This window comes from Nocardioides sp. (genome assembly GCF_030019515.1).
GTDB lineage: Bacteria > Actinomycetota > Actinomycetes > Propionibacteriales > Nocardioidaceae > Nocardioides.
The window spans coordinates 76,640-98,488 of record NZ_JASEEQ010000010.1; the positions used below are offsets into that span (position 1 = coordinate 76,640).

The 21,849-nt window shown below is 72.8% G+C and carries 18 protein-coding genes; 14 read left to right on the top strand and 4 right to left on the bottom strand.

The genetic code is table 11. The features are described from left to right. Positions 1 to 76: 76 nt before the first annotated feature. Both sucB and lpdA read right to left on the bottom strand, forming a co-directional pair. Entirely contained in the window at positions 77 to 1,912 is a 1,836-nt protein-coding gene (sucB, locus tag QMC84_RS14875; protein WP_300375895.1) for a 2-oxoglutarate dehydrogenase, E2 component, dihydrolipoamide succinyltransferase, read from the bottom strand. 33 nt (positions 1,913 to 1,945) lie between these two features. Beyond that, positions 1,946 to 3,325, bottom strand: coding sequence for a dihydrolipoyl dehydrogenase (lpdA, locus tag QMC84_RS14880; RefSeq protein ID WP_300375897.1), 1,380 nt, complete (start codon positions 3,323 to 3,325; stop codon positions 1,946 to 1,948). 114 nt (positions 3,326 to 3,439) lie between these two features. On the opposite strand from lpdA, the gene QMC84_RS14885 reads away from it, so the two are divergent. Further along, positions 3,440 to 3,808, top strand: coding sequence for a hypothetical protein (locus tag QMC84_RS14885; protein WP_300375900.1), 369 nt, complete (start codon positions 3,440 to 3,442; stop codon positions 3,806 to 3,808). A 46-nt stretch (positions 3,809 to 3,854) separates the two neighbouring features. On the opposite strand, the gene QMC84_RS14890 is transcribed toward QMC84_RS14885, so the two are convergent. Continuing rightward, complete coding sequence (locus tag QMC84_RS14890) at positions 3,855 to 5,357, bottom strand: leucyl aminopeptidase (protein WP_300375902.1); 1,503 nt, start codon at positions 5,355 to 5,357, stop codon at positions 3,855 to 3,857. Between the two features lie 41 nt (positions 5,358 to 5,398). Here QMC84_RS14890 and gcvT point away from each other — a divergent pair, with 41 nt between their 5' ends. From gcvT to QMC84_RS14925, 7 genes are read left to right on the top strand one after another with little or no spacing between them, the layout of a single operon-like run. Further along, the gene (gene gcvT, locus QMC84_RS14895; RefSeq protein WP_300375904.1) at positions 5,399 to 6,514 is read left to right on the top strand and encodes a glycine cleavage system aminomethyltransferase GcvT; all 1,116 of its coding nucleotides are present in this window, start codon (positions 5,399 to 5,401) and stop codon (positions 6,512 to 6,514) included. Between the two features lies 1 nt (position 6,515). Further along, positions 6,516 to 6,773: a hypothetical protein gene (locus tag QMC84_RS14900; protein ID WP_300375906.1), complete on the top strand. Its 258-nt coding sequence runs from the start codon at positions 6,516 to 6,518 to the stop codon at positions 6,771 to 6,773. 43 nt (positions 6,774 to 6,816) lie between these two features. Continuing rightward, the gene (locus QMC84_RS14905; RefSeq protein WP_300375908.1) at positions 6,817 to 8,367 is read left to right on the top strand and encodes a hypothetical protein; all 1,551 of its coding nucleotides are present in this window, start codon (positions 6,817 to 6,819) and stop codon (positions 8,365 to 8,367) included. A 22-nt stretch (positions 8,368 to 8,389) separates the two neighbouring features. Beyond that, on the top strand, positions 8,390 to 9,217 hold the full coding sequence (locus QMC84_RS14910; protein ID WP_366145756.1) for a PhzF family phenazine biosynthesis protein: 828 nt from the start codon (positions 8,390 to 8,392) through the stop codon (positions 9,215 to 9,217). Positions 9,218 to 9,233: 16 nt separating this feature from the next. After that, positions 9,234 to 10,040 (top strand): thymidylate synthase, encoded by an 807-nt coding sequence (locus tag QMC84_RS14915; RefSeq protein WP_300375910.1) that lies wholly within the window; start codon positions 9,234 to 9,236, stop codon positions 10,038 to 10,040. Beyond that, entirely contained in the window at positions 10,037 to 10,519 is a 483-nt protein-coding gene (locus tag QMC84_RS14920) for a dihydrofolate reductase (protein WP_300375912.1), read from the top strand. Before QMC84_RS14915 ends, QMC84_RS14920 begins: the two co-directional genes overlap by 4 nt. Before the next feature lie 13 nt (positions 10,520 to 10,532). Continuing rightward, a complete protein-coding gene (locus QMC84_RS14925) occupies positions 10,533 to 11,456 on the top strand; it encodes an LLM class F420-dependent oxidoreductase (RefSeq protein ID WP_300375914.1) in 924 nt (307 codons plus the stop codon). 24 nt (positions 11,457 to 11,480) lie between these two features. Here QMC84_RS14925 and QMC84_RS14930 read toward each other — a convergent pair whose 3' ends face one another. Next, positions 11,481 to 11,993 (bottom strand): flavodoxin domain-containing protein, encoded by a 513-nt coding sequence (locus QMC84_RS14930; RefSeq protein WP_300375917.1) that lies wholly within the window; start codon positions 11,991 to 11,993, stop codon positions 11,481 to 11,483. A 112-nt stretch (positions 11,994 to 12,105) separates the two neighbouring features. Here QMC84_RS14930 and dapA point away from each other — a divergent pair, with 112 nt between their 5' ends. The 6 genes from dapA to pgsA all read left to right on the top strand — a co-directional run bounded on the left by dapA (position 12,106) and on the right by pgsA (position 21,609). Further along, a complete protein-coding gene (gene dapA, locus QMC84_RS14935; protein WP_300375919.1) occupies positions 12,106 to 13,002 on the top strand; it encodes a 4-hydroxy-tetrahydrodipicolinate synthase in 897 nt (298 codons plus the stop codon). 8 nt (positions 13,003 to 13,010) lie between these two features. Continuing rightward, the gene (locus QMC84_RS14940) at positions 13,011 to 14,696 is read left to right on the top strand and encodes a ribonuclease J (RefSeq protein WP_300375921.1); all 1,686 of its coding nucleotides are present in this window, start codon (positions 13,011 to 13,013) and stop codon (positions 14,694 to 14,696) included. A gap of 439 nt (positions 14,697 to 15,135) precedes the next feature. Next, entirely contained in the window at positions 15,136 to 17,763 is a 2,628-nt protein-coding gene (locus tag QMC84_RS14945; RefSeq protein ID WP_300375923.1) for a DNA translocase FtsK, read from the top strand. Beyond that, positions 17,760 to 19,493, top strand: a complete 1,734-nt coding sequence (locus tag QMC84_RS14950) for a RodZ domain-containing protein (protein ID WP_300375925.1) — start codon at positions 17,760 to 17,762, stop codon at positions 19,491 to 19,493. Before QMC84_RS14945 ends, QMC84_RS14950 begins: the two co-directional genes overlap by 4 nt. Before the next feature lie 99 nt (positions 19,494 to 19,592). Further along, positions 19,593 to 20,981 (top strand): 30S ribosomal protein S12 methylthiotransferase RimO, encoded by a 1,389-nt coding sequence (gene rimO / locus QMC84_RS14955; RefSeq protein ID WP_300376113.1) that lies wholly within the window; start codon positions 19,593 to 19,595, stop codon positions 20,979 to 20,981. A 16-nt stretch (positions 20,982 to 20,997) separates the two neighbouring features. After that, positions 20,998 to 21,609, top strand: a complete 612-nt coding sequence (gene pgsA / locus QMC84_RS14960; protein WP_300375927.1) for a CDP-diacylglycerol--glycerol-3-phosphate 3-phosphatidyltransferase — start codon at positions 20,998 to 21,000, stop codon at positions 21,607 to 21,609. Positions 21,610 to 21,849 lie beyond the last annotated feature (240 nt).

A 21,849-nucleotide genomic window follows, 5' to 3' on the forward strand; every position in this document is an offset into this window, starting at 1 on the left:
GCTGCGCTCGGGACTGCCCCGATCCCTCGACCTCTTCGCACCGCACCGTGCGCTCCATCGTCGCGCTCTGCTGTGCTCAGACCTCGAACTGGCCCGACTCCAGGCGCTGCTTCACGTCGGTGAGGAAGCGGCCGGCGTCGGCGCCGTCGACCAGCTGGTGGTCGTAGGTGAGCGCCAGGTAGACCATGTAGCGCACCGCGATCGTCTCGCCGAGGTTCGGGTCGTCGATGACCACCGGCCGCTTCACGACCGCGCCCGGTCCCAGGATCGCGACCTGCGGCTTGTTCACGATCGGGGTGTCCCACAGGGCGCCGACGCTGCCGAGGTTGGTGATCGTGAACGTGCCGCCCGAGAGCTCGTCCGGTCCGATCTTGTTGGTCCGGGTGCGCTGCGCCACGTCGGCGATCTTCTTCGCCAGGCCCGCGATCGACAGGTCGCCCGCATCCTTGATGACCGGGGTGATCAGGCCCTTCTCGGTGTCCACTGCGATCGCGAGGTTCTCGCGGTCGTAGTAGGTGACCTCGCCGGCCTCGGTGTCGATGGTCGCGTTCAGCGCCGGGTGGTGCTTGAGGGCGTCGATCGCGGCCTTCGCGAAGAACGGCAGGTACGACAGCTTGACGCCCTCCCGGGTCACGAAGTCCGCCTTCACCTCGTCCCGGAGCCGGGCGATGTTGGTGACGTCGACCTCGACCACCTGGGTCAGCTGGGCGGAGGTCTGCAGCGAGTCGACCATCCGCGAGGCGATGATCTTGCGCAGCCGCGACATCTTCACGGTCGTGCCGCGCAGCGGCGACGGCGCACCGGAGGCGGCCGGAGCCGACGGCGCGGCCGGTGCCGCTGGAGCAGCGGCCGGCGCTGCGGGTTGCTGGGCCTGCTGCTGGGCCTGCTCCTGGGCCTTGGCGGCGTCGAGCACGTCCTGCTTGCGGATCCTCCCCCCCACACCGGTGCCGGTGACGCTCGCCAGGTCCACACCGTGCTGGGCGGCCATCTTGCGCACCAGCGGCGTGACGTACCCCGGGCCGTCACCGCTCGGGGCCGACTGGGCCGCGGGCTGGGCAGCGGGCTGGGCGGCGGGTGCCGGCGCGGCCGGAGCAGCGGGAGCCGGCGGTGCCGCCTGCTCCTGACGGGCGGGCTCCGGTGCGGGGGTGGGCTCCGGCTCCGGCTCGGGCTCCGGTGCGGGGGCCGGCTCGGGCTCGGGCTCCGCGGCCGGCTGGGCCGGCGCGGGCTGGCCGGATCCGATCACGGCGAGCTCGGCGCCGACCTCGACGGTCTCGTCCTCGGCGACCTTGATCTCGAGCAGGGTGCCGGCGATCGGCGAGGGGATCTCGGTGTCGACCTTGTCGGTGGAGACCTCGAGCAGCGGCTCGTCCATGGCGACCTCGTCGCCGACCGACTTCAGCCAGCGGGTGACGGTGCCCTCGGTGACCGACTCGCCGAGCGCGGGGAGGGTCACGGCCGTGCCCGAGCCACCGGTCGGCTTGGTCTCGGCGGCGGGCTTCTCGGCCTCCTCGGCGGCCGGGGCGGGCTGCTCGGCGGCGGCCGGCTCCTGCGCCTCCTGCTCCACGGGCTCCGGCTCCGGCTCGGGCTCGGGCTCGGCCTGCGGCTCGGGCTGTGCCTCGGCCTGCGGCTCGGCCTGCGCGCCGCCGGCATCGCCGGCATCGCCGGAGGACTCTCCGGCATCACCGATCACCGCCAGGACGGCGCCGACCTCGACGGTGTCGTCCTCGTTGGCCCGGATCTCGAGCAGGGTGCCGGCGATGGGCGAGGGGATCTCGGTGTCGACCTTGTCCGTGGAGACCTCCAGCAGCGGCTCGTCGACGGCCACCGCGTCACCGACCTGCTTGAGCCAGCGGGTGACGGTGCCTTCGGTGACGGACTCGCCGAGTGCCGGCAGGTTGACTTCGGTGGCCAATGGACTTCCTTCGCTTCCGGTGCTGTGAACGGTTCAGGAGTGGGCGTGCAGGGGTTTGCCCGCCAGAGCCAGGTGCGCCTCGCCGAGGGCCTCGTTCTGCGTCGGGTGGGCGTGCACGAGGGGTGCCACGTCGTCCGGGTACCCCTCCCAGTTGTAGATGATCTGCGCTTCGCCGATGAGCTCGCCGACCCGGTCACCGACCATGTGGACGCCGATCACGGGGCCGTCCTTGCGCCGGATCAGCTTCACGAAGCCCTGCGTCTTGAGGATCTGGCTCTTGCCGTTGCCGCCGAGGTCGTAGGTGAGCGTCTCGATGCCGTCGGCGCCGTAGGTCTCCGTCGCACGTGCCTCGTCGAGTCCGACGGAGGCGACCTCGGGGTGCGAGTAGGTGACCCGGGGGATGCCGGACTCGTCGATCGGGCTGGGGTCGAGGCCCGCGATGTCCTCGGCGACGAGGATGCCCTGCTGGAAGCCGCGGTGGGCCAGCTGCAGGCCGGGGACGATGTCGCCGACGGCGTACACGCCCTCCAGGTTCGTGCGGCACCGCTCGTCGGCCAGCACGAACCCGCGGTCCATGGTCACGCCCTGCTCGTCGTAGCCGAGGCCCTCGGTGACCGGTCCGCGACCGACCGCGACCAGCAGCAGGTCGGCCTCGATCACGTCGCCACCCTCGACCGTGACCGCGACCCCGGTGTCGGTGTGCTTGACGCTCTGGAACGAGGTGCCGGTGCGGAACCCGATGCCACGCTTGCGGAACGCGCGCTCGAGGGCCTTGGAGGACGCCTCGTCCTCGACGGCCACCAGCCGTGGCAGCGCCTCGACGATCGTCACGTCGGCACCGAAGCTGCGCCACACGCTGGCGAACTCGCAGCCGATGACGCCACCGCCGAGCACCACCACCGAGGCGGGTACCCGGTCCAGACGCAGGGCGTGGTCGGAGGTGATCACCCGCTCGCCGTCGATCTCGAGCCCGGGCAGGGTGCGCGCGTAGGAGCCGGAGGCGAGCACCACGTGCCTGCCGGTGTACGGCGTGTCGCCGACGGTCACCGTCCGGGGGCCGGTGAGCCGGCCCGCACCCTCGATGACCGTGATGCCGCGGCCCTTGATCAGGCCGGTGAGGCCCTTGAACAGCCGGGACACGACGCCGTCCTTGTAGGCGTTCACGCCCGCCATGTCGATGCCCTCGAGGGTGGCGCGCACCCCGAAGGTCTCCGCCTCACGGGCCTGGTCGGCGACCTCGGCGGCGTGCAGCAGCGCCTTGGTCGGGATGCAGCCGATGTGCAGGCAGGTGCCGCCCAGGTTGGCCTTCTCCACCAGCCCCACGGATAGGCCCAGCTGTGCTGAGCGCAGGGCACAGGCGTAACCGCCGGAGCCCGCACCGAGGATGAGTACGTCGAAGTCGGCGTCGGCCACCCGCCCATCCTTGCACTTCCGCACAACGTGTCCACACCGGCCTCCGGCCTACTCGTGGGTCACCTTCGGGCGATCCGCCGAGGGTTCGCTCGGGTTGTTGGCACACTGGTCCGCATGTCATGGATGGACCGGTTCCGGCGCAGCTCGGGCCAGAAGATGCGGCGCCCGGCGCGGGACGCCTTCCGGACCGGCTCGACCCGGGTGCGGGCGTCGGACTCGGTGGACCTCGAGCACCTGCACTCGTGGGTGACCGAGCGGCGCGGCGTGGAGGGCTTCGTCGAGCCACGCACGGCCGTCAGCGACGTGACCCTGCTGCTGGTCGCCCACGACGGTGAGTGGACCCGGCGCCGGGTCCCCTCCGTCGGCTGGGCGCACGACTTCTGCAACCGCCAGCAGATCCCCTCCTACGACGCCGCGGTCGTCGGCATCCCGCAGCGGATGCGGGACTACAACCGGCGCAAGAAGCTCGAGGGCGGGCTCTGACCCTGCCGGGGTCGCGAGGCTCGCTCCGCTCGCACCTCGACCGCCGTCAGCTGGACAGTGCCCGGGCGTAGTCGACCAGGGTGGCGACGGCGACGCCGGTGCCACCGGCGGTGACGTGACCCCAGGCGCTGCCGGAGTTGAACGACGGCCCGGCGATGTCGAGGTGCGCCCAGGGGAGCCCGGCGGTGAACTCGCGCAGGAACGCCGCGGCGAACAGCCCGCCGCCCCAGCGGATCCAGTCGTGCTGCGCCAGGTCGGCGATCTTGCTGGACGTGATCCGCTCCCGCATCGACTCGGGGATCGGCATCGGCCACATCTCCTCGCCGGCTGCCGCGGCGGCCGCGAGCACGTCGTCGACGACGTCCGCCGAACCGAGCACGCCGCTGACCCGGTCGCCCAGGGCGACCACCATGTGGCCGGTCAGGGTGGCCACGTCGATGACGACGTCCGGCTTCGCCTCGGTCGCGCGCACCAGTGCGTCGGCGAGCACCAGCCGGCCCTCGGCGTCGGTGTTGAGCACCTCGACCGTGGTGCCGCCGTACATCGAGAGCACGTCGCCGGGCCGGGTGGCCGACCCGGACAGCATGTTCTCGGCCATCGGCGCGTACGTCGACACCCGCACCGGCAGGCCCAGCCGGGCGATCGCGAAGGTCGCCTGCACGACCGCCGCGGCGCCGGCCATGTCCGACTTCATCTCGCTCATGCTCTGCGCGGGCTTGATGGTCAGCCCCCCGGAGTCGAAGGTAATGCCCTTGCCGACCAGCGCGAGGTGCTGCTTGGCGCCCTTCGGTGCGTAGCTCAGCTCGACCAGCCGGGGCGGCGCCGAGGAGCCGGCGCCCACGCCGAGGATGCCGCCGCAGCCGAGCTCGGCGAGCTCCTTCTCGTCGAGGACCCGGATCGAGACCTTCGGGGCGCCGCGGCCCTTGGTCAGCACCCGGGTCGCCTCGGCGACCGTGTCGGCGAAGGCGGGCGGGGTCAGGTCGCCCGGCGGGGTGTTCACCCAGTCGCGCGTGGCTGCGACGGCCGCGGTGACGATCCGGGCCTCCTCGAAGGCCGCGACCACCTCCTTCTTGCGGGCGGCCCCGCTGAGCACGACCACGTCCGCCGGGGTGTCCTTCGCCTCCGGGCTCCGCTTCTTGTACGTCGTGAACGTGTAGCCGCCCAGCTCATAGCCCTCGGTCACCGCGCGGACCTGCTCCGGGGTGCCCGCGGGCAGCGCGAGCGCGACGGAGGCGGCGTTGGTGACCGCCCGGGCGGCGACGCCCGCGCCCCGTCGCACGGCGTCGGCGCCGGGGGTGCCGCCGAGCCCGACCAGCACCAGCAGCGGCGACGCGACCATCCCGTGGGTGGGGACCTTGACGGCCTCGCCGGCCTTGCCCGTCACGCCGAGGGTCGCGAGCAGCGGGCGCAGCTTGCGGCCGTAGGCGGACGCGACCTCCTCGCCGCCGTCGGCGAGGGCCGGGCCCTTGGCGCCTTGGACGACCCCCACCACCAACGCATCGCTGCGGGTCTTGGCGGGGCTGGCGCTGCGCAGGGTGTACGACGTCACCGGGGCAGGATAGTCCGGGTCGCTGAGGTAGGTTCGCGGCCATGGTGGACAGCCACGATCAGGAGCTGCGCTCCCCGCTTCACGCCCGTCACGAGGCCCTCGGGGCCAAGTTCGCCGCCTTCGGTGGTTGGTCGATGCCGTTGGAGTACCCCTCCGGCGTCGTGAAGGAGCACACGGCGGTGCGCGAGTCGGTCGGCATCTTCGACGTCAGCCATCTCGGCAAGGCCGTGGTGGAGGGCCCGGGTGCCGCCGCGTTCGTCAACCGCACGCTGACCAACGACCTCGACCGGATCGGTCCCGGCCAGGCGCAGTACACGCTGTGCTGCGACGACGCGACCGGGGGTGTGGTGGACGACCTGATCGTCTACCTGCACGCCGAGGACCGGGTGCTGCTGGTGCCGAACGCCGCCAACACCGCCGAGGTCGTACGCCGTCTCGCGGGGGCCGCCCCGGACCGCGTGAGCGTCACCGACCGGCACCGCGACTTCGTGGTGCTCGCCGTGCAGGGCACCCGCTCGGACGAGGTGCTGGCCAAGGTCGGGCTGCCGACCGGGCACGACTACATGTCCTTCGTCGAGGAGACGTTCGACGACGAGAGCGTCGTCGTCTGCCGCACCGGCTACACCGGCGAGCGCGGCTACGAGCTGATCGCCCCGAACGCGGTCGCCGAGCCGCTCTGGGACGCGCTGCTCGCCGCGGGCGAGGAGTTCGGGATCCTGCCCTGCGGGTTGGGTGCTCGCGACACGCTGCGCACGGAGATGGGCTACCCGCTCCACGGCCAGGACATCTCCCTCTCGGTCACCCCGAACGAGGCGCGCCTGGGCTGGGCGGTCGGCTGGCGCAAGGACGCGTTCTGGGGGCGCGACGTGCTCACCGCCGAGAAGGCGGCCGGCCCGAAGCGTGTGCTCCGTGGCCTGGTCGCGACCGGCCGCGGCATCCCGCGGCCGCACATGAGCGTGAGCCTCACGCCCGACGTACTGCTCGGCGAGGTCACCTCGGGGACGTTCTCGCCGACCCTGCGCAAGGGTGTCGGCCTGGCGCTGATCCCGTCCTTCGTCGACCCGGAGGCCGAGGTGGGCGTCGACATCCGCGGCCGTCGGGAGGTCTTCCAGCTCGTGAAGCCGCCGTTCCTCGACCCGTCCGTGCGGGAGGAGTGAGATGAACCTGCCCGAGCAGCCGGCCACCTTCCGCCCGCCGTCGCCGACCGAGCGCCCCTGGTGGTGGCGGCTCGAGAACGCCGCCGGTGACGAGGTGGCCGTCGGACCGGACCTCGCCGGTGAGCGGTTCGCGAGCCAGGCGGACGCCGAGTCCTGGGTCGGGGAGACCTGGCCGGACCTGGCCGCCGAGGGCGTCGACGCGGTCACCCTCTTCGAGCACGAGCGCCGCGTCTACGGGCCGATGTCCCTGCACGCTTGACGAGGTCTGGCCCGCGAAGGACGGTCGGAGAAGGATGTCGTTCATGCGGAACGACGCCGACTTCGCCGCCTACCTGGCGGCCCGCTGGCCGTTCCTGCTGCGCTCGCTGCTGCTGATCGGCTGCCTGCCCGGCGAGGCGGAGGACGTCGCCCGGACCGGCCTGGCCCGGTGCTACGCCGCCTGGGACGAGGTGCTCCAGACCGACGACGTCGACGCGTGCGTCTACCGCGTGGTCCTCGACGTCTGGCACCGCCGTAAGCGACCGCCGACGGCATCGGTCGAGCCAGCGCCCGTGCCCGGACCCGAGCCCGCATCGGCCCCTGCGTCGGACCCTGCGTCCGAGCCGGGGACCCGGGCCCCCGAGGTCCTCGACCCTGCCGAGCTGCGCCGGCGGCTCGAGGCGCGGCTCGCCGAGCTCACACCGGGGGACCGCGAGGCCGTCGTGCTGCACCTCGTGGCCGGCCTGTCCGAGACCCAGGTCGCCGACGTCCTGGAGCGGCCGGCCCAGCCGATCCGGACTCCCGTGCCCGCCGAGGACCTCCGGATCGTCAGCGAGTCGATCGACGTGCTCGCCCCGCCCCTCGACGACGTCGTCGCGGAGGCGCGCGCCCAGCGGCGCCGGCGCCGGCGGACCATCGTGGCCTCGGTCGCCGCGGCCGCCGTCGTCGTCGCGGGCGCCGGCTGGGGGCTGTCCCGACCGTCCGCCGAGGCGCCCGCGGACACCCCACGGGTCGTCGTGCGCCAGCCCAACCCGGTCGACGTGCCGTGGTACGCCGGCGGCCTGCTGCACCTGGCCGCGGTGACGATCCGGATGCCAGCGGTGGGCGACCTGGCTGCGGTCGACGACGGAGCCGCCTTCACCGACACCGACGGGGCGGTCTGGTTCGCCGCCGGCGACGGGGTAGTCACCGGGATCGGCCGGACCACGCCCGGCGCGCGGATCGCGGTGTCGGACCAAACCGACTGGGCTGCGTGGGTCGACCCCTCCGCCGACGTACCGCGTCTCGTCGTGCACGACCTGGCGTCGGGCCGCGACACCACGCTGGACCTGCCCGGGTCGGCCTCGGTGCTGGCCGTCGACCAGGACCGGGTCTACTTCGCGACGCCCGAGGGGGACTTCGAGTGGAGCCCCGGGGAGGAGCCGGTGCGCCTGGACCGCACGGGGCTGCTGGACGTGGAGTCGGGCAGCCGGGTGTACGCCGACGCCCGTGGGATCGAGATCGTGCAGGTGATCTTCAGCGTCGCCAACCTGCGCCCGGGGGTCGGCGCCCTGCTCTCACCCGGCGGCAACTTCGTGCTGAGCCGCGCCGGCGACGGCTCGGCGCCCTTCCGGCCGCTGCTGTACGACGCGCGCACCGGCGAGCGGATGCGCTCCGGGCTGGCCGCGGGAGAGCTGGCGCTGGACGCGACGTTCGGCCCCAACCACACGGTGAGCTACCTGGTGGCGCCCCGCTCCGAGCTCGGCGCCCCGCCCGCCGTGGACGGCAACACCGAGCCGCTGGTCGTACTGCGCACCTGCGACCTGGCCCCGGTCGTGTGCCACGACGTGATCCCGCTGGCGCGCCCGGGCGAGCGGCCCCTGCTCGGTCACTGACGGGCTCCGGCAGACTCGGGTCATGGTGATGCGCTTCAGCCAGGTCGACGTGTTCTCCACCGGGCCGCTGCTCGGCAACCCGGTCGCGGTCGTGCACGACGCCGACGGGGTGACCGACGAGCAGATGGCCGCGTTCGCGCGGTGGACGAACCTCTCCGAGACGACGTTCCTGCTCCGGCCGACCCAGGCCGGGGCCGACTACCGCCTGCGGATCTGGACCCCGGGTGGCGAGCTGCCGTTCGCCGGGCACCCGACGCTGGGCAGCGCGCACGCGTGGCTCGAGGCCGGCGGGGTCCCGGCCGCCGACGACCTGGTCGTCCAGGAGTGCGGCGCCGGGCTGGTCGAGCTCCGGCGTGGCGCGACCCTCGCGTTCGCCGCGCCGCCGCTCACCCGGTCCGGCCCGGTCGACGAGGCCGACCTGGACGCGATCGCCGTCGCCCTGCGACTGACCCGCGCCGACCTCGTCGACGCCGCCTGGATCGACAACGGGCCCGGCTGGGTCGGCGTCCTGCTCGCTGACGCCGACACGGTGCTCGGGCTGCGCCCGGACTGGGCGGCGTTCGGCGACCTCCAGATCGGCGTCGTGGGCGCCTACCCGGCGGGTGGTCCGGCGGACGTCGAGGTGCGCGCGTTCTGCCCGGACCTGGGCATCACCGAGGACCCGGTGACCGGCTCCCTGAACGCCGGGATCGGCCAGTGGCTGGCCGGCGACCGGCTCCCCGCGAGGTACGTCGCGTCCCAGGGCTCGGCGCTGCTGCGCGCCGGGCGGGTGCACGTGGTGAAGGAGGGGCAGACGGTGTGGGTCGGCGGCGACACCCGGACCACGATCACCGGCTCCGTGGACCTCTGACCACTACGCTCGAGACGTGCGGGCCTACCTCGACCTCCTCCAGCGCGTCCTCGACGAGGGCGTTCCCAAGGACGACCGCACCGGCACCGGGACGCTGAGCGTCTTCGGCCACCAGATGCGGTTCGACCTGAACCCCGACACCGGGGGAGGCTTCCCCCTGGTCACCACCAAGAAGGTCCACACCCGCTCGGTCTTCGGGGAGCTGCTGTGGTTCCTGCGCGGGGACACGAACGTGAAGTGGCTCCAGGACCGCGGCATCACGATCTGGGACGAGTGGGCCGACGAGCACGGCGACCTCGGACCGGTCTACGGCTACCAGTGGCGCTCCTGGCCGACCCCCGACGGTCGACACGTCGACCAGATCGCCCAGGTGGTCCAGCAGATCCACGACTTCCCCGACTCGCGGCGCCACGTCGTGTCGGCGTGGAACGTCGCCGACATCCCCGACATGGCGCTCGCCCCGTGCCACACGATGTTCCAGTTCTACGTCGCGGGCGGAAGGCTCAGCTGCCAGCTCTACCAGCGCTCCGCGGACGTCTTCCTCGGCGTCCCGTTCAACATCGCGTCGTACGCCCTCCTCACCCACATGGTCGCGCAGGTGACGGGCCTCGAGGTCGGCGACTTCGTGCACACCCTCGGTGACACCCACCTCTACTCCAACCACCTCGACCAGGCCCGGCTCCAGCTCACCCGCGAGCCGCGGCCGCTGCCCCGGCTGGTGCTCGACCCGTCGGTCACCGAGCTCGACGCGTTCGACCTCGAGCACATCGCGGTCGAGGGCTACGACCCGCATCCCGGGATCAAGGCGCCGATCGCCGTATGACCCCCGGCGGCAAGCGCGTCGTCCTCGTCGCCGCCGTGGCGCGCAACCGCGTGATCGGCGACGGCCCCGACATCCCCTGGCAGCTGCCGGGGGAGCAGCGGCTGTTCAAGGGGCTGACCTGGGGGCACATCCTGGTGATGGGCCGCGCGACCTACGAGTCGATCGGCCGGCCGCTGCCCGGGCGCACCACGATCGTGCTCACCCGGTCCCCGGACTGGTCGGCCGAAGGGGTGCTCGTCGCCCACGACCTCACCGCCGCCCTGGCCCTGGCCGACACCCTCGACGGCGAGGTGATGATCGCCGGCGGCGGTCAGGTGTACGCCGCCGCGCTGCCGGTCGCCGACGAGCAGGTGCTCAGTGAGGTCGACCTGGAGCCGGCGGGTGACGCGCTCTACCCGGAGTTCGATCGCCGCGAGTGGCGCGAGACCGCCCGCGAGCACCACGAGGGGTACGACCGCGTGGTGCTTGTCCGGGCCTGACAGGCTGGCGGCCATGGAGCTGCGCGTCTTCACCGAACCCCAGCAGGGAGCCACCTTCGACGACCTGGCCCGGGTCGCCCAGGAGGCCGAGCGCCTCGGCTTCGGGGCGTTCTTCCGGTCCGACCACTACCTCGGCATGGGCACCGAGGGGCTGCCCGGTCCGAGCGACGCCTGGGTGACGCTGGCGGGCCTGGCCCGGGAGACCGAGACGATCCGGCTCGGGACGATGATGACCAGCGCGACGTTCCGCCTGCCCGGGCCGCTGGCGATCGCGGTCGCGAACGTCGACCAGATGAGCGGCGGGCGCGTCGAGCTCGGTATCGGTGCCGGCTGGTTCGAGGCCGAGCACACGTCGTACGGCATCCCGTTCCCCGGAACCGCCGAGCGGTTCGACCGGTTCGAGGAGCAGCTCGCCATCATCACCGGGCTGTGGGCGACCCCGGCGGGGGAGCGGTTCGAGTTCGAGGGCGTGCACTACCGGCTCGCGGACTCCCCGGCGCTGCCCAAGCCGGTGCAGTCCGCCCCTCCGGTGCTGGTGGGCGGCCTCGGCAAGCGCCGTACGCCGGAGCTGGCGGCGCGCTACGCCGACGAGTTCAACCTGCCGTTCGTCGACGAGGCGACCACGGCGGCGCAGTTCGCGCGGGTGCGCGAGGCGTGCACGGCGCAGGGCCGCGACCCCGGGACGATGACCTGGTCCAACGCGCTGGTGCTGTGCGTGGGCGCCGACGAGGCGGAGGTCGGCCATCGCGCCGCGGCCATCGGTCGCGAGCCCGCGGAGCTGCGCGCCAACGGGCTGGCCGGCACACCGGCCGAGGTGGTCGACAAGATCGGGCGGTACGCCGAGCTCGGCGCGCAGCGGATCTACCTGCAGGTCCTGGACCTGGCCGACCTCGACCACCTGCGGCTGGTGGCCGCGGAGGTCATGCCGCACGTGTGACTCGGCCGTCCCGGCCCGGCGTGCTCAGGCCAGCGTGGAGGCGGAGAGCTCGGCGGCGATCTGGTGCGCCCAGTGGTCGATGTCGACCCAGTCCCGGAGGTCGCCCGACCGCAGCACCCGCCGACGCGACGGCGCCAGCCGCAGGACCTGGTCGAGCAGGTCCAGGCGTCGTACGACGAGGGCCCCGCCGAAGGCCGCACGGTCCCGCGCGCCCAGCATCTCGGCGTACCGGTCCAGGTCGGTCGGTGCGTCCGTCGGCGGCGGGCTGTCCGCGAGCATGCCGCTGCTGAACAGCCACACCGGCCGGTCGACGAGAGTGGCGCGGTGCTGCTCCGCGAACGCCGTGGCCTGCTCCATCCAGTGACCGCGGTAGACCGAGCTGCCCAGCACCACCGCGTCGTGGTCGCGGACGTCGCCGGCCGCGGCCGCCGGGCGGACCCGGACGTCGTGTCCGGCGACCGAGAGCACGGCTCCGATCTGCTGGGCGATCTGGCGCGTCGCGCCGTACCTGCTGGCGAATGCCACGAGCACAGACATGTTGTCCTCCTGGCGCCCACCCTGCCTGGGCGCCGCCGAGCCGGCACAGGGAACAAGGCCCCGCGGCGACGGGTCCGAAGGACCCTGCCGGCGGAGCGATAGCCTGTAGGACATGACCCCCGCGCCCGCCGCTCCCTTCGGTCGTGTGCTCACGGCGATGGCCACCGCCTTCCACGACGACGGGTCGGTGGACCTCGACGGCACCGCTCGGATCGCAGCCCACCTCGTCGACCACGGCCACGACGGCGTCGTGGTCTCCGGCACCACCGGCGAGTCCCCGACGACCACGACCGCCGAGGACGGCGCCATCCTGGCCGCCGTCAAGGACGCGGTGGGCGACCGGGCGGTCGTCGTGGCCGGCGTCGGCACCAACTCCACCGCCCACTCGGTCGAGCTGGCCGAGCAGGCGGCCAAGCTGGGCGCCGACGGGCTGCTGCTGGTGACGCCGTACTACAACAAGCCCGGGCAGGCCGGGGTCCTGCACCACTTCACGGCGGTCGCCGAGGCGAGCGACGTGCCGGTGATGCTCTACGACGTCCCGGGCCGCACCGGCACCCAGATCGCGCTCGAAACCTACGAGGCGGCGATCCGGCTGGAGAACGTCGTCGCGGTCAAGGACGCGGTCGGCGACTTCACCCGCGGCGTCAAGGTCATGCAACTGGGCTACGCGCTCTACTCCGGCGACGACGCCAACAACCTCGGCTGGCTCGCGCACGGCGCCGCCGGCTTCGTCTCCGTCGTCGGCCACGCCGCGGGCGAGCAGTTCAAGGCGATGGCCGACACGTTCCACGCCGGCGACCACGCCGGCGCGCTCGAGATCTTCACGCGGCTGCTCCCCGCGATCGACGCCGTCATGGGCGTCCCCAACTACGGAGCGACCACCGCCAAGGCAGCGCTCCAGCTGCTCGGCGTCCTCGACAACCGCAACGTCCGGGCGCCGCTGGTGCCGTTGGACGACGACGAGGTGGCCGCGCTGCGAGCAGGGCTCGCCGCCTCCGGCCTCCTGTAAGGAACCAGATGAGTCATCCCCATCCCGAGCTCTCCGCACCGGCCGCACTACCGACGGGGGGCCTGCGGGTCATCCCGCTGGGCGGACTGGGCGAGGTCGGCCGGAACATGACGGTCTTCGAGTACGACGGGCGCCTGCTGCTCGTCGACTGCGGAGTGCTGTTCCCGGAGGACCACCACCCCGGCGTCGACCTGATCCTCCCCGACTGGTCCTCGATCCGGGACCGGCTCGACGACGTCGAGGCGCTCGTGCTGACCCACGGGCACGAGGACCACATCGGCGCGACGCCGTACCTCCTGCGCGAACGCGGCGACATCCCGCTCGTCGGGTCGCAGCTCACCTTGGCGCTGCTCGGCAGCAAGCTGCGCGAGCACCGGCTCAAGGAGACCGTGCACCACGTCGTCCGGGAGGGGGACCGGGTCCGCTTCGGCCCCTTCGACCTGGAGTTCGTCGCCGTCAACCACTCGATCCCCGACGCGCTCGCGGTCGCGATCCGCACCGGCGCCGGGATGGTGCTGCACACCGGCGACTTCAAGATGGACCAGCTGCCGCTGGACGGGCGGATCACCGACCTGCGGGCGTTCGCGCGGCTGGGGGAGGAGGGCGTCGACCTCTTCCTCACCGACTCCACCAACGCCGAGACGCCGGGCTTCACCCCGGCGGAGAAGACCATCACCCCCGTGATCGACCAGGTCTTCCGCGACTCCGAGCAACGGATCATCGTGGCCTGCTTCGCCTCCCACGTACACCGGGTCCAGCAGGTGCTGGACGCGGCGTACGCCCACGAGCGGCAGGCCGCGTACGTCGGCCGCTCGATGGTCCGCAACATGGGCATCGCCCGGGACCTGGGCTACCTGCGGGTCCCGCCGAGCGTGCTGGTCGACGCCAAGGACCTCGCCGACCTGCCGCCCGAGCGCCAGGTGCTGATCTCGACCGGCTCCCAGGGCGAGCCGATGAGCGCGCTGTCGCGGATCGCCCAGCGCAACCACAACTTCGTGCACATCGAGGAGGGCGACACCGTCCTGCTCGCCTCGAGCCTGATCCCCGGCAACGAGAACGCCGTCTACCGGGTGATCAACGGGCTGGCCCGCTGGGGTGCCCGGGTCGTGCACAAGGGCAACGCGCTCGTCCACGTGTCGGGGCACGCCAGCGCCGGCGAGCTGCTCTACTGCTACAACATCGTCAAGCCGCGCAACGTGCTGCCGGTGCACGGCGAGATCCGGCACATGTTGGCCAACGGCGAGCTCGCGCGTGAGACCGGCGTCGAGAACGTCGTGATCGCCGAGGACGGCGTGGTGGTCGACCTGGTCGACGGGGTCGCCTCGATCGCGGGCAAGGTGGACTGCGGGTACGTCTTCGTCGACGGCTCCTCGGTCGGCGACATCACCGAGTCCGACCTCAAGGACCGGCGGATCCTCGGCGAGGAGGGCTTCATCTCGGTGATCGTGGTGGTCGACTCGGTCAGCGGCAAGGTGGCCGGCGGGCCGGAGATCCATGCCCGTGGGTTCGCGGAGGACGACTCGACCTTCGACGCGATCAAGCAGCCGATCATCGACGCGCTCGACCGGGCGGTCGCCGAGGGCAACACCGACTCCTACCAGCTCCAGCAGACCGTGCGCCGCGTCGTGGGCCGCTGGGTCAGCGCCACCCACCGCCGCCGCCCGATGATCATCCCGGTCGTCATCGAGGCCTGAGCGACCCCGCACCTCGCGACGCCAGGTGCTCAGTGAGCGTTGGGTCGGTTTCCCCGGCCGGCCGGGGATACCGGAACTTATCGGCCGAAACTTCCCCCGATAGGTGGCAACTTCCCCGGGCTGGCCGGGGAAACCGCCCCGGGCGCGCGGGCCGGGACCGGACCCAGCGTCCCGGGGGTGGGCGACCCACCTGCCCGCACCCGCGTGAGGCGGGCACTCGACCACCTGGCGAATGATGCGGATGTCCGGACCCAGCGTCCCCGGGGTGGGCGACCCACCTGCCCGCACCCGCAAGCCGAGCGCGGTGAGGCGGGCACTCGAACACCTGGCGAATGATGCGGATGTCCGGACCCAGCGTCCCCGGGGTGGGCGAGCCACCACAAGACACGCACCGCTGTGATCCCTGTGACGGGAGTGACCACTGCGTAGTGTGGTGACCATGGCGACCCGTACGTCTTCCCCGCCGGGGTCGCGGAGCAAGAGCACGTCCACGACACGCACCACGTCAGGGAGCTCGAGCACCCGATCCCGGAGTACCAGCCCGAAGCGCAAGCCTGCCCCGAAGAAGTCGACCCGAGGATCGTCGACCGGCAGCAAGGCTCGCACCCGGCGCCCGGCGACCCGACGGCCCGCGCCGCGCGCGGTCCGCAACGGTCCGGGTCCGGTCGCGCGCACCTTCGGGCTGGTCTGGCAGGGGATCTCGGCGGTCTGGCTCGGGATCGCGCACGCCCTGGGCGCGATCGCCCGCGGCATCGGCCACACGGCCCGCGAGCTCGAGCCCGCGCACCGGCGCGACGGCGCGGGGCTGGCGCTCTTCGGAGTCGCGGTCGTCGTCGCCGCCGCGGTCTGGTGGCAGCTGCCCGGCTCCGTGATGGACGGCGCGCGCACGGTGGTCGAGGGCTCGGTCGGCAAGGTCGGCTTCCTGGTCCCGCTCGCGCTGCTCTACGTCGGGTGGCGCACGATGCGCGACCCCGAGCACAACGGCCCCGTGGGCCGCCAGGTGGTCGGCTGGTCCGCGTTCTCCCTCGGCCTGCTCGGCATCGTCCAGATCGCCGGTGGCAACCCGCAGCCGGTGCTCGGCGACGCCACCGACCTGCGCACCGCCGGCGGCGCGGTCGGGTACGTCGTGGCCAGCCTGCTGCTCGACCTGCTCCGCTCGGCGTTCGTCGTGGTGCCGCTGCTGGCGCTGCTCGCCTTCTTCGGGACGCTGGTCATCACGGCGACCCCGCTCTTCCAGGTGCCGACCAAGCTCGCCGCGAACCGGGACCGCCTGCTGGGTCGCACCACTCCGGAGACCGACCCGGACGCGACCCAGGCGATGCCCGCGGTCCGCGGCCGTCGCCACCGGCTCCACGAGACCGGCGAGATCGACCCCGACATGGGCGACCCGGCGTACGACACCCCGGTGCTCAGCGACCGCGAGATCAAGAAGCGTCGCAAGAAGGGGCTCGACGACACCGACGCCGGCATCGACCTGTTCGCGCCGACCGAGGTCACCCCGGCCGTGCCGGAGCCGCAGGACGAGCAGCACGCCGAGCTCGAGCCGCCCCCGCACGCGCCGCTCCCGGGCCGGGTCGAGCAGCTCGAGCTGTCCGGCGACGTCGCCTACGTGCTGCCGCCCAACGACGTGCTCAAGCCGGGCTCGCCGCACAAGCCGCGGTCGCGGGCCAGCGACCAGGTCGTCGACCGGCTCACCCAGGTGATGGAAGAGTTCGGGATCGACGCCCAGGTCACGAGCTACACCCGGGGCCCGACGGTCACCCGCTACGAGGTCGAGCTCGGCCCCGCCGTGAAGGTCGAGAAGGTCACCGCGCTGTCGAAGAACATCGCGTACGCCGTGGCCTCGGCCGACGTGCGGATCCTCAGCCCGATCCCCGGCAAGTCCGCGATCGGCATCGAGATCCCCAACAGCGACAAGGAGATCGTCTCCCTCGGCGACGTGCTGCGGTCGAACACCGCCCGCTCCGACCACCACCCGATGGTGGCCGGGCTCGGCAAGGACGTCGAGGGCGGCTTCGTGGTCGCGAACCTCGCGAAGATGCCGCACCTCCTGGTCGCCGGCGCCACCGGCTCCGGCAAGTCGAGCTTCATCAACTCGATGATCTGCTCGGTCCTGATGCGCTCGACGCCCGACGAGGTCCGGATGATCCTGGTCGACCCCAAGCGGGTCGAGCTGAACGCCTACGAGGGCGTCCCGCACCTGATCACGCCGATCATCACCAGCCCGAAGAAGGCCGCGGAGGCCCTCAGCTGGGTGGTGCGCGAGATGGACCTGCGGTACGACGACCTGGCGAACTTCGGGTTCCGCCACATCGACGACTTCAACAAGGCCGTGCGCGCCGGGAAGGTCCACCTCCCGGCGGGCAGTGAGCGCGTCCTCGCGCCGTACCCGTACCTCCTGGTGGTCGTCGACGAGCTCGCCGACCTGATGATGGTCGCGCCCCGCGACGTGGAGGACGCGGTCGTCCGCATCACTCAGCTGGCTCGCGCCGCCGGCATCCACCTGGTGCTGGCGACCCAGCGGCCCTCGGTCGACGTGGTCACCGGCCTGATCAAGGCGAACGTGCCCTCGCGGCTGGCGTTCGCCACCTCCAGCCTGGCGGACAGCCGGGTCATCCTCGACCAGACCGGCGCGGAGAAGCTGGTCGGCCAGGGTGACGGCCTGTTCCTGCCGATGGGCGCCTCGAAGCCCGCGCGCATCCAGGGGTCCTGGGTCACCGAGGCGGAGATCCACCAGGTCGTCAAGCACTGCAAGACCCAGCTCGAGCCGTCGTACCGCGAGGACGTCACCGCGCCGGCCGCCGCCAAGCGGGACCTGGACGACGACATCGGCGACGACCTCGACCTGGTCGTCCAGGCCGTCGAGCTGGTGGTCTCGACCCAGTTCGGGTCGACCTCGATGCTGCAGCGCAAGCTCCGGGTCGGCTTCGCCAAGGCCGGACGCCTGATGGACATCCTCGAGAGCCGGGGCGTGGTCGGGCCGAGCGAGGGCTCGAAGGCCCGCGACGTGCTGGTCAAGCCCGACGAGATCGATGCCGTGATCGCGACCCTCCAGGGGGAGATGTGAGCAACCTCAGCACGGATCTGCAGGAGCCCGTCCAGTCCGTCGCCGCGGACCCGGTCGAGATCCGGGTCGACGCCCGGCTGGCCGGGCCGGTCGGCGGGGTCGCGGCGATCGTCGCGATCGCCTACCTCTCGCGCGCCATCGGCGGCGGCAGCTGGCTCGACTGGGCGCTTGCGCTCGTCACGGGCGCCATCGCCGTCGCGCACCTGCAGACGCTGGCCGACTCCCGGGTACCGCTGCTGGTCGCCGACCAGCAGGGCGTCCGGCTGCGCCGCGGGCGCACCTGGCACGGGCTGCCCTGGCAGGACATCGAGCACCTCGAGCACGAGCCGCGCCGCGGGCTGCTGCGCGACGGCCGCGTCGTCCTGGTGCCCCGCGACGGCGACGCCGCCGTACTCACCGTCCCGCTGTCGCTCTCGACCCGCGTGGTCGGCGCCGACGGTGGCCTCACGGCCGCGCTCGAGCGCCTGGCCGACGACCCCGACCAGGTGGTCGAGGTCGTCGACGTGGTCGGGGAGGCCCCGGACGGGGACGACCCCGAGGATGTCCGGGACTGGGACGAGCCCGCGCCCGAGGCAGAGACTGAGCTCGAGGCCGAGGACGAGCCCGAGGACGAGCCGGTCCACCCGCGGCTGCACGACCCGCGCCCGGCGGTCGCCCGCGCCATCGGCTTCCTGGCGACCCGGCTGCGGCTCACCCCGCGCGGCGCCGAGGACCAGACCGAGCCGACCCAGTCCGAGCCGACGGGGCCCCAGCCCCAGCCCCTGGCCCCCGAGCCGACGGTGGCGATGCCGTTCGTGGCGAGTGCCACGCCGAGCCCGCTGCGCGCCCCGGTGGCCGCGGTCCGGTCCGAGGTGCGCTTCGACGGCGCCGCCGCGTTCGCCCTCGACCCGGCCGACGACGTCACCAGGACCCACGCCGGTCTGCCCGAGGCCGGTGAGCTGCGTCGGACCGACCGGGCCGACGGCCTCGAGGGCGTCACGATCGACGACCTCGTGCTGGAGCAGGGCGCGGTCACCCCGGCCGCCGACCCGGTCGTCGGGCCGGAGCTGGCCGCGGCCCGCACCCGCCTGGCCCTCACCGTCGACCAGCTCGCCGAGCGCACCCGGATCCGGCCGCACGTCATCGAGTCGATCGAGGTCGACGACTTCGCGCCCTGCGGGGGCGACTTCTACGCGCGCGGCCACCTGCGTACCCTGGCCCGGGTGCTCGGCGTCGACGCCGCGCCGCTGCTGGCGGCGTACGACGAGCGCTACGCCGACGCGCCGATCGACGCGCGGCGGGTCTTCCAGGCCGAGCTCGCGACCGGCGTCGACGGCCCGATCCGCAGCACTCGCGGTGGGCCGAACTGGTCGGTCCTGGTCGCCGCGGTGATGGCGATCGTGCTGGCCTGGTCGATCGCCCGGCTGGCCCTGGACAGCCCCGTCGAGCTCGGCCACAAGCCGGTGCTCAACGGGTCGCCGTCGTCGGTCGGCAGGCTCGGCCCCGCGGTGCCCGTGCTGCTGGAGGCCTCCTCCGGCGGCGCCCACGTCGTGGTCCGGGACGGCGCGGGGGAAGTCGTCTTCAGCGGCGACCTCGCCTACGGCCGGTCGAAGACGGTCAAGGCCTCCCCGCCGGTGCGGGTCCAGTCCTCCGACGGTGCCCTGCACGTCACGGTGGACGGCCAGGACCGCGGACCGCTGGGCGCGGACGGCCAGCCGGCACAGAACACCTTCGCGGCCGCCAGCGAGTGACCCCGCCGCCGCGGCCCGTTTCGACGGGCCGCGGTCCGGTTGACATACTCGACGACGACCATGACCACTGACTCCAGCCCTGCCCCCGTCCGCGAACTGCTGTCGGTGGCGATGGTGACCCTCGGCTGCGCCCGGAACGAGGTCGACTCGGAGGAGCTGGCCGGCCGCCTGGAGGCCGACGGGTTCCGGCTGGTCCAGGACCCGGCCGAGGCCGACACCGTCGTCGTCAACACCTGCGGCTTCGTCGAGGCGGCCAAGAAGGACTCCGTCGACACCCTGCTCCAAGCCGCGGACCTCAAGGAGCACGGCCGTCCGCAGGCCGTGGTCGCCGTCGGCTGCCTGGCCGAGCGCTACGGCAAGGACCTCGCGGCCTCGCTGCCCGAGGCCGACGCCGTCCTCGGCTTCGACGACTACCCCGACATCGCCGCGCGGCTGCGATCGATCGTCGCGGGGGAGGCCCACGAGGCGCACATCCCCCACGACCGCCGCACGCTGCTGCCGATCACGCCGGTCGAGCGGGTCCTGTCCACCACGCCGGTCCCCGGGCACGCCTCCGGCCCCGCGTCGGTACGACGCCGCCTCGACGACGGCCCCACGGCGGCCCTGAAGCTGGCCAGCGGCTGTGACCGGCGCTGCTCGTTCTGCGCGATCCCGGCCTTCCGCGGCTCGTTCGTCAGCCGCCGGCCCAGTGACGTGCTCCAGGAGGCGCGCTGGCTCGCCGACCACGGCGCCCGCGAGCTGTTCCTGGTCAGCGAGAACTCCACGTCCTACGGCAAGGACCTCGGCGACCTACGCCTGCTCGAGACGCTGCTGCCCGAGCTGGTCGCCGTCGAGGGCGTGGAGCGGGTCCGCGTCTCCTACCTCCAGCCGGCCGAGACCCGGCCGGGGCTGATCGAGGCGATCGCGGGCACGCCGGGCGTGACGCCGTACTTCGATCTCTCCTTCCAGCACGCGAGCGCGCCGGTGCTGCGCCGGATGCGTCGGTTCGGGGACCCGGAGAGCTTCCTCGCCCTGCTCGACCAGGTCCGTGGCCATGCGCCGGCCGCCGGCGTGCGCAGCAACGTGATCGTGGGGTTCCCGGGCGAGACGGAGCACGACCTCGAGACGCTGTGCGACTTCCTGGTCGCCGCGCGCCTCGACGTCACCGGGGTCTTCGGCTACTCCGACGAGGACGGCACCGAGGCCGAGACGTACGCCGGCAAGCTGGACGAGGACGAGATCCGGGGCCGTGTCGAGCACGTCACCGCCCTGGTCGAGGAGCTGACCTCCCAGCGCGCGGCCGAACGCCTCGGGGAGCAGGTCGAGGTGCTCGTGGAGCGGATCGAGGACGGCCCGGACGGGCGCACCGTCGAGGGCCGGGCGGCCCACCAGGGCCCCGAGGTCGACGGCTCCACCTACCTGCTCGACAGCGACGCCCGCGTCGGTGACCTGGTCGGCGCGGTCGTGGTGGCCTCCGAGGGTGCCGACCTGGACGCGAGGCCCCTGTGACGACCGAGGTGCTGGGATGACCGAGGTGGAGACGCAGCCGAGCAACTGGAACGTCCCGAACGTGCTCACCACGCTGCGGATCGTGCTGGTGCCGTTCTTCGCCTGGGCGCTGCTGGTCGACGGGGGCGACTCGGTCCTGTGGCGCTGCATCGCGTGGCTGGTCTTCGTGGTCGCGATGGTCACCGACAAGGTCGACGGTGACCTGGCCCGCAAGCACAACCTCGTCACCAACTTCGGCAAGATCGCCGACCCGATCGCCGACAAGGCGATCACCGGGATGGCCTTCGTCGGCCTCTCGATCGTCGGTGACGTCTGGTGGTGGGTCACCATCGTCGTCCTGCTGCGGGAGTGGAGCGTGACGCTGCTGCGGCTCTCGATCCTGAAGAAGGTCGTGATCGCGGCCGCCGACCTCGGCAAGCTCAAGACCACCTTCCAGGCCATCGCGCTCGGCACCCTGTGCCTGCCGCTGCGCGACCCCGACCTCCCGGGCTGGGCCGGGACCCCCGGCGACATCGTGTTCTACACCGCCCAGGTGTGCCTGGCGATCGCCGTGGCCCTCACCCTCTGGTCGGGCTGGGAGTTCTTCCGCGGGGTCTGGCAGCAGCGGCACACGCTGCGCTCGGCGTGACCGGCGAATCCTGACGGTCGACCGGGAGCCGTCTCGGCGATATCTGCCGTTGCTCACCCGCTCTCGAGGAGCAGGTCTTCCTGTCAAACCCGACTGGTAGCCGAACCGTTACGTCCTGGGCACTTCGACTCTGGATTTCTTACGGTCCCGTGGGGTTAGGTACCGGCACCACCCTTTCTCAACCGTCGAAAGGTCGATCCGTTGCCAGTCAGTAGTTCTCGGGCGCGACAGGGTCTGCGG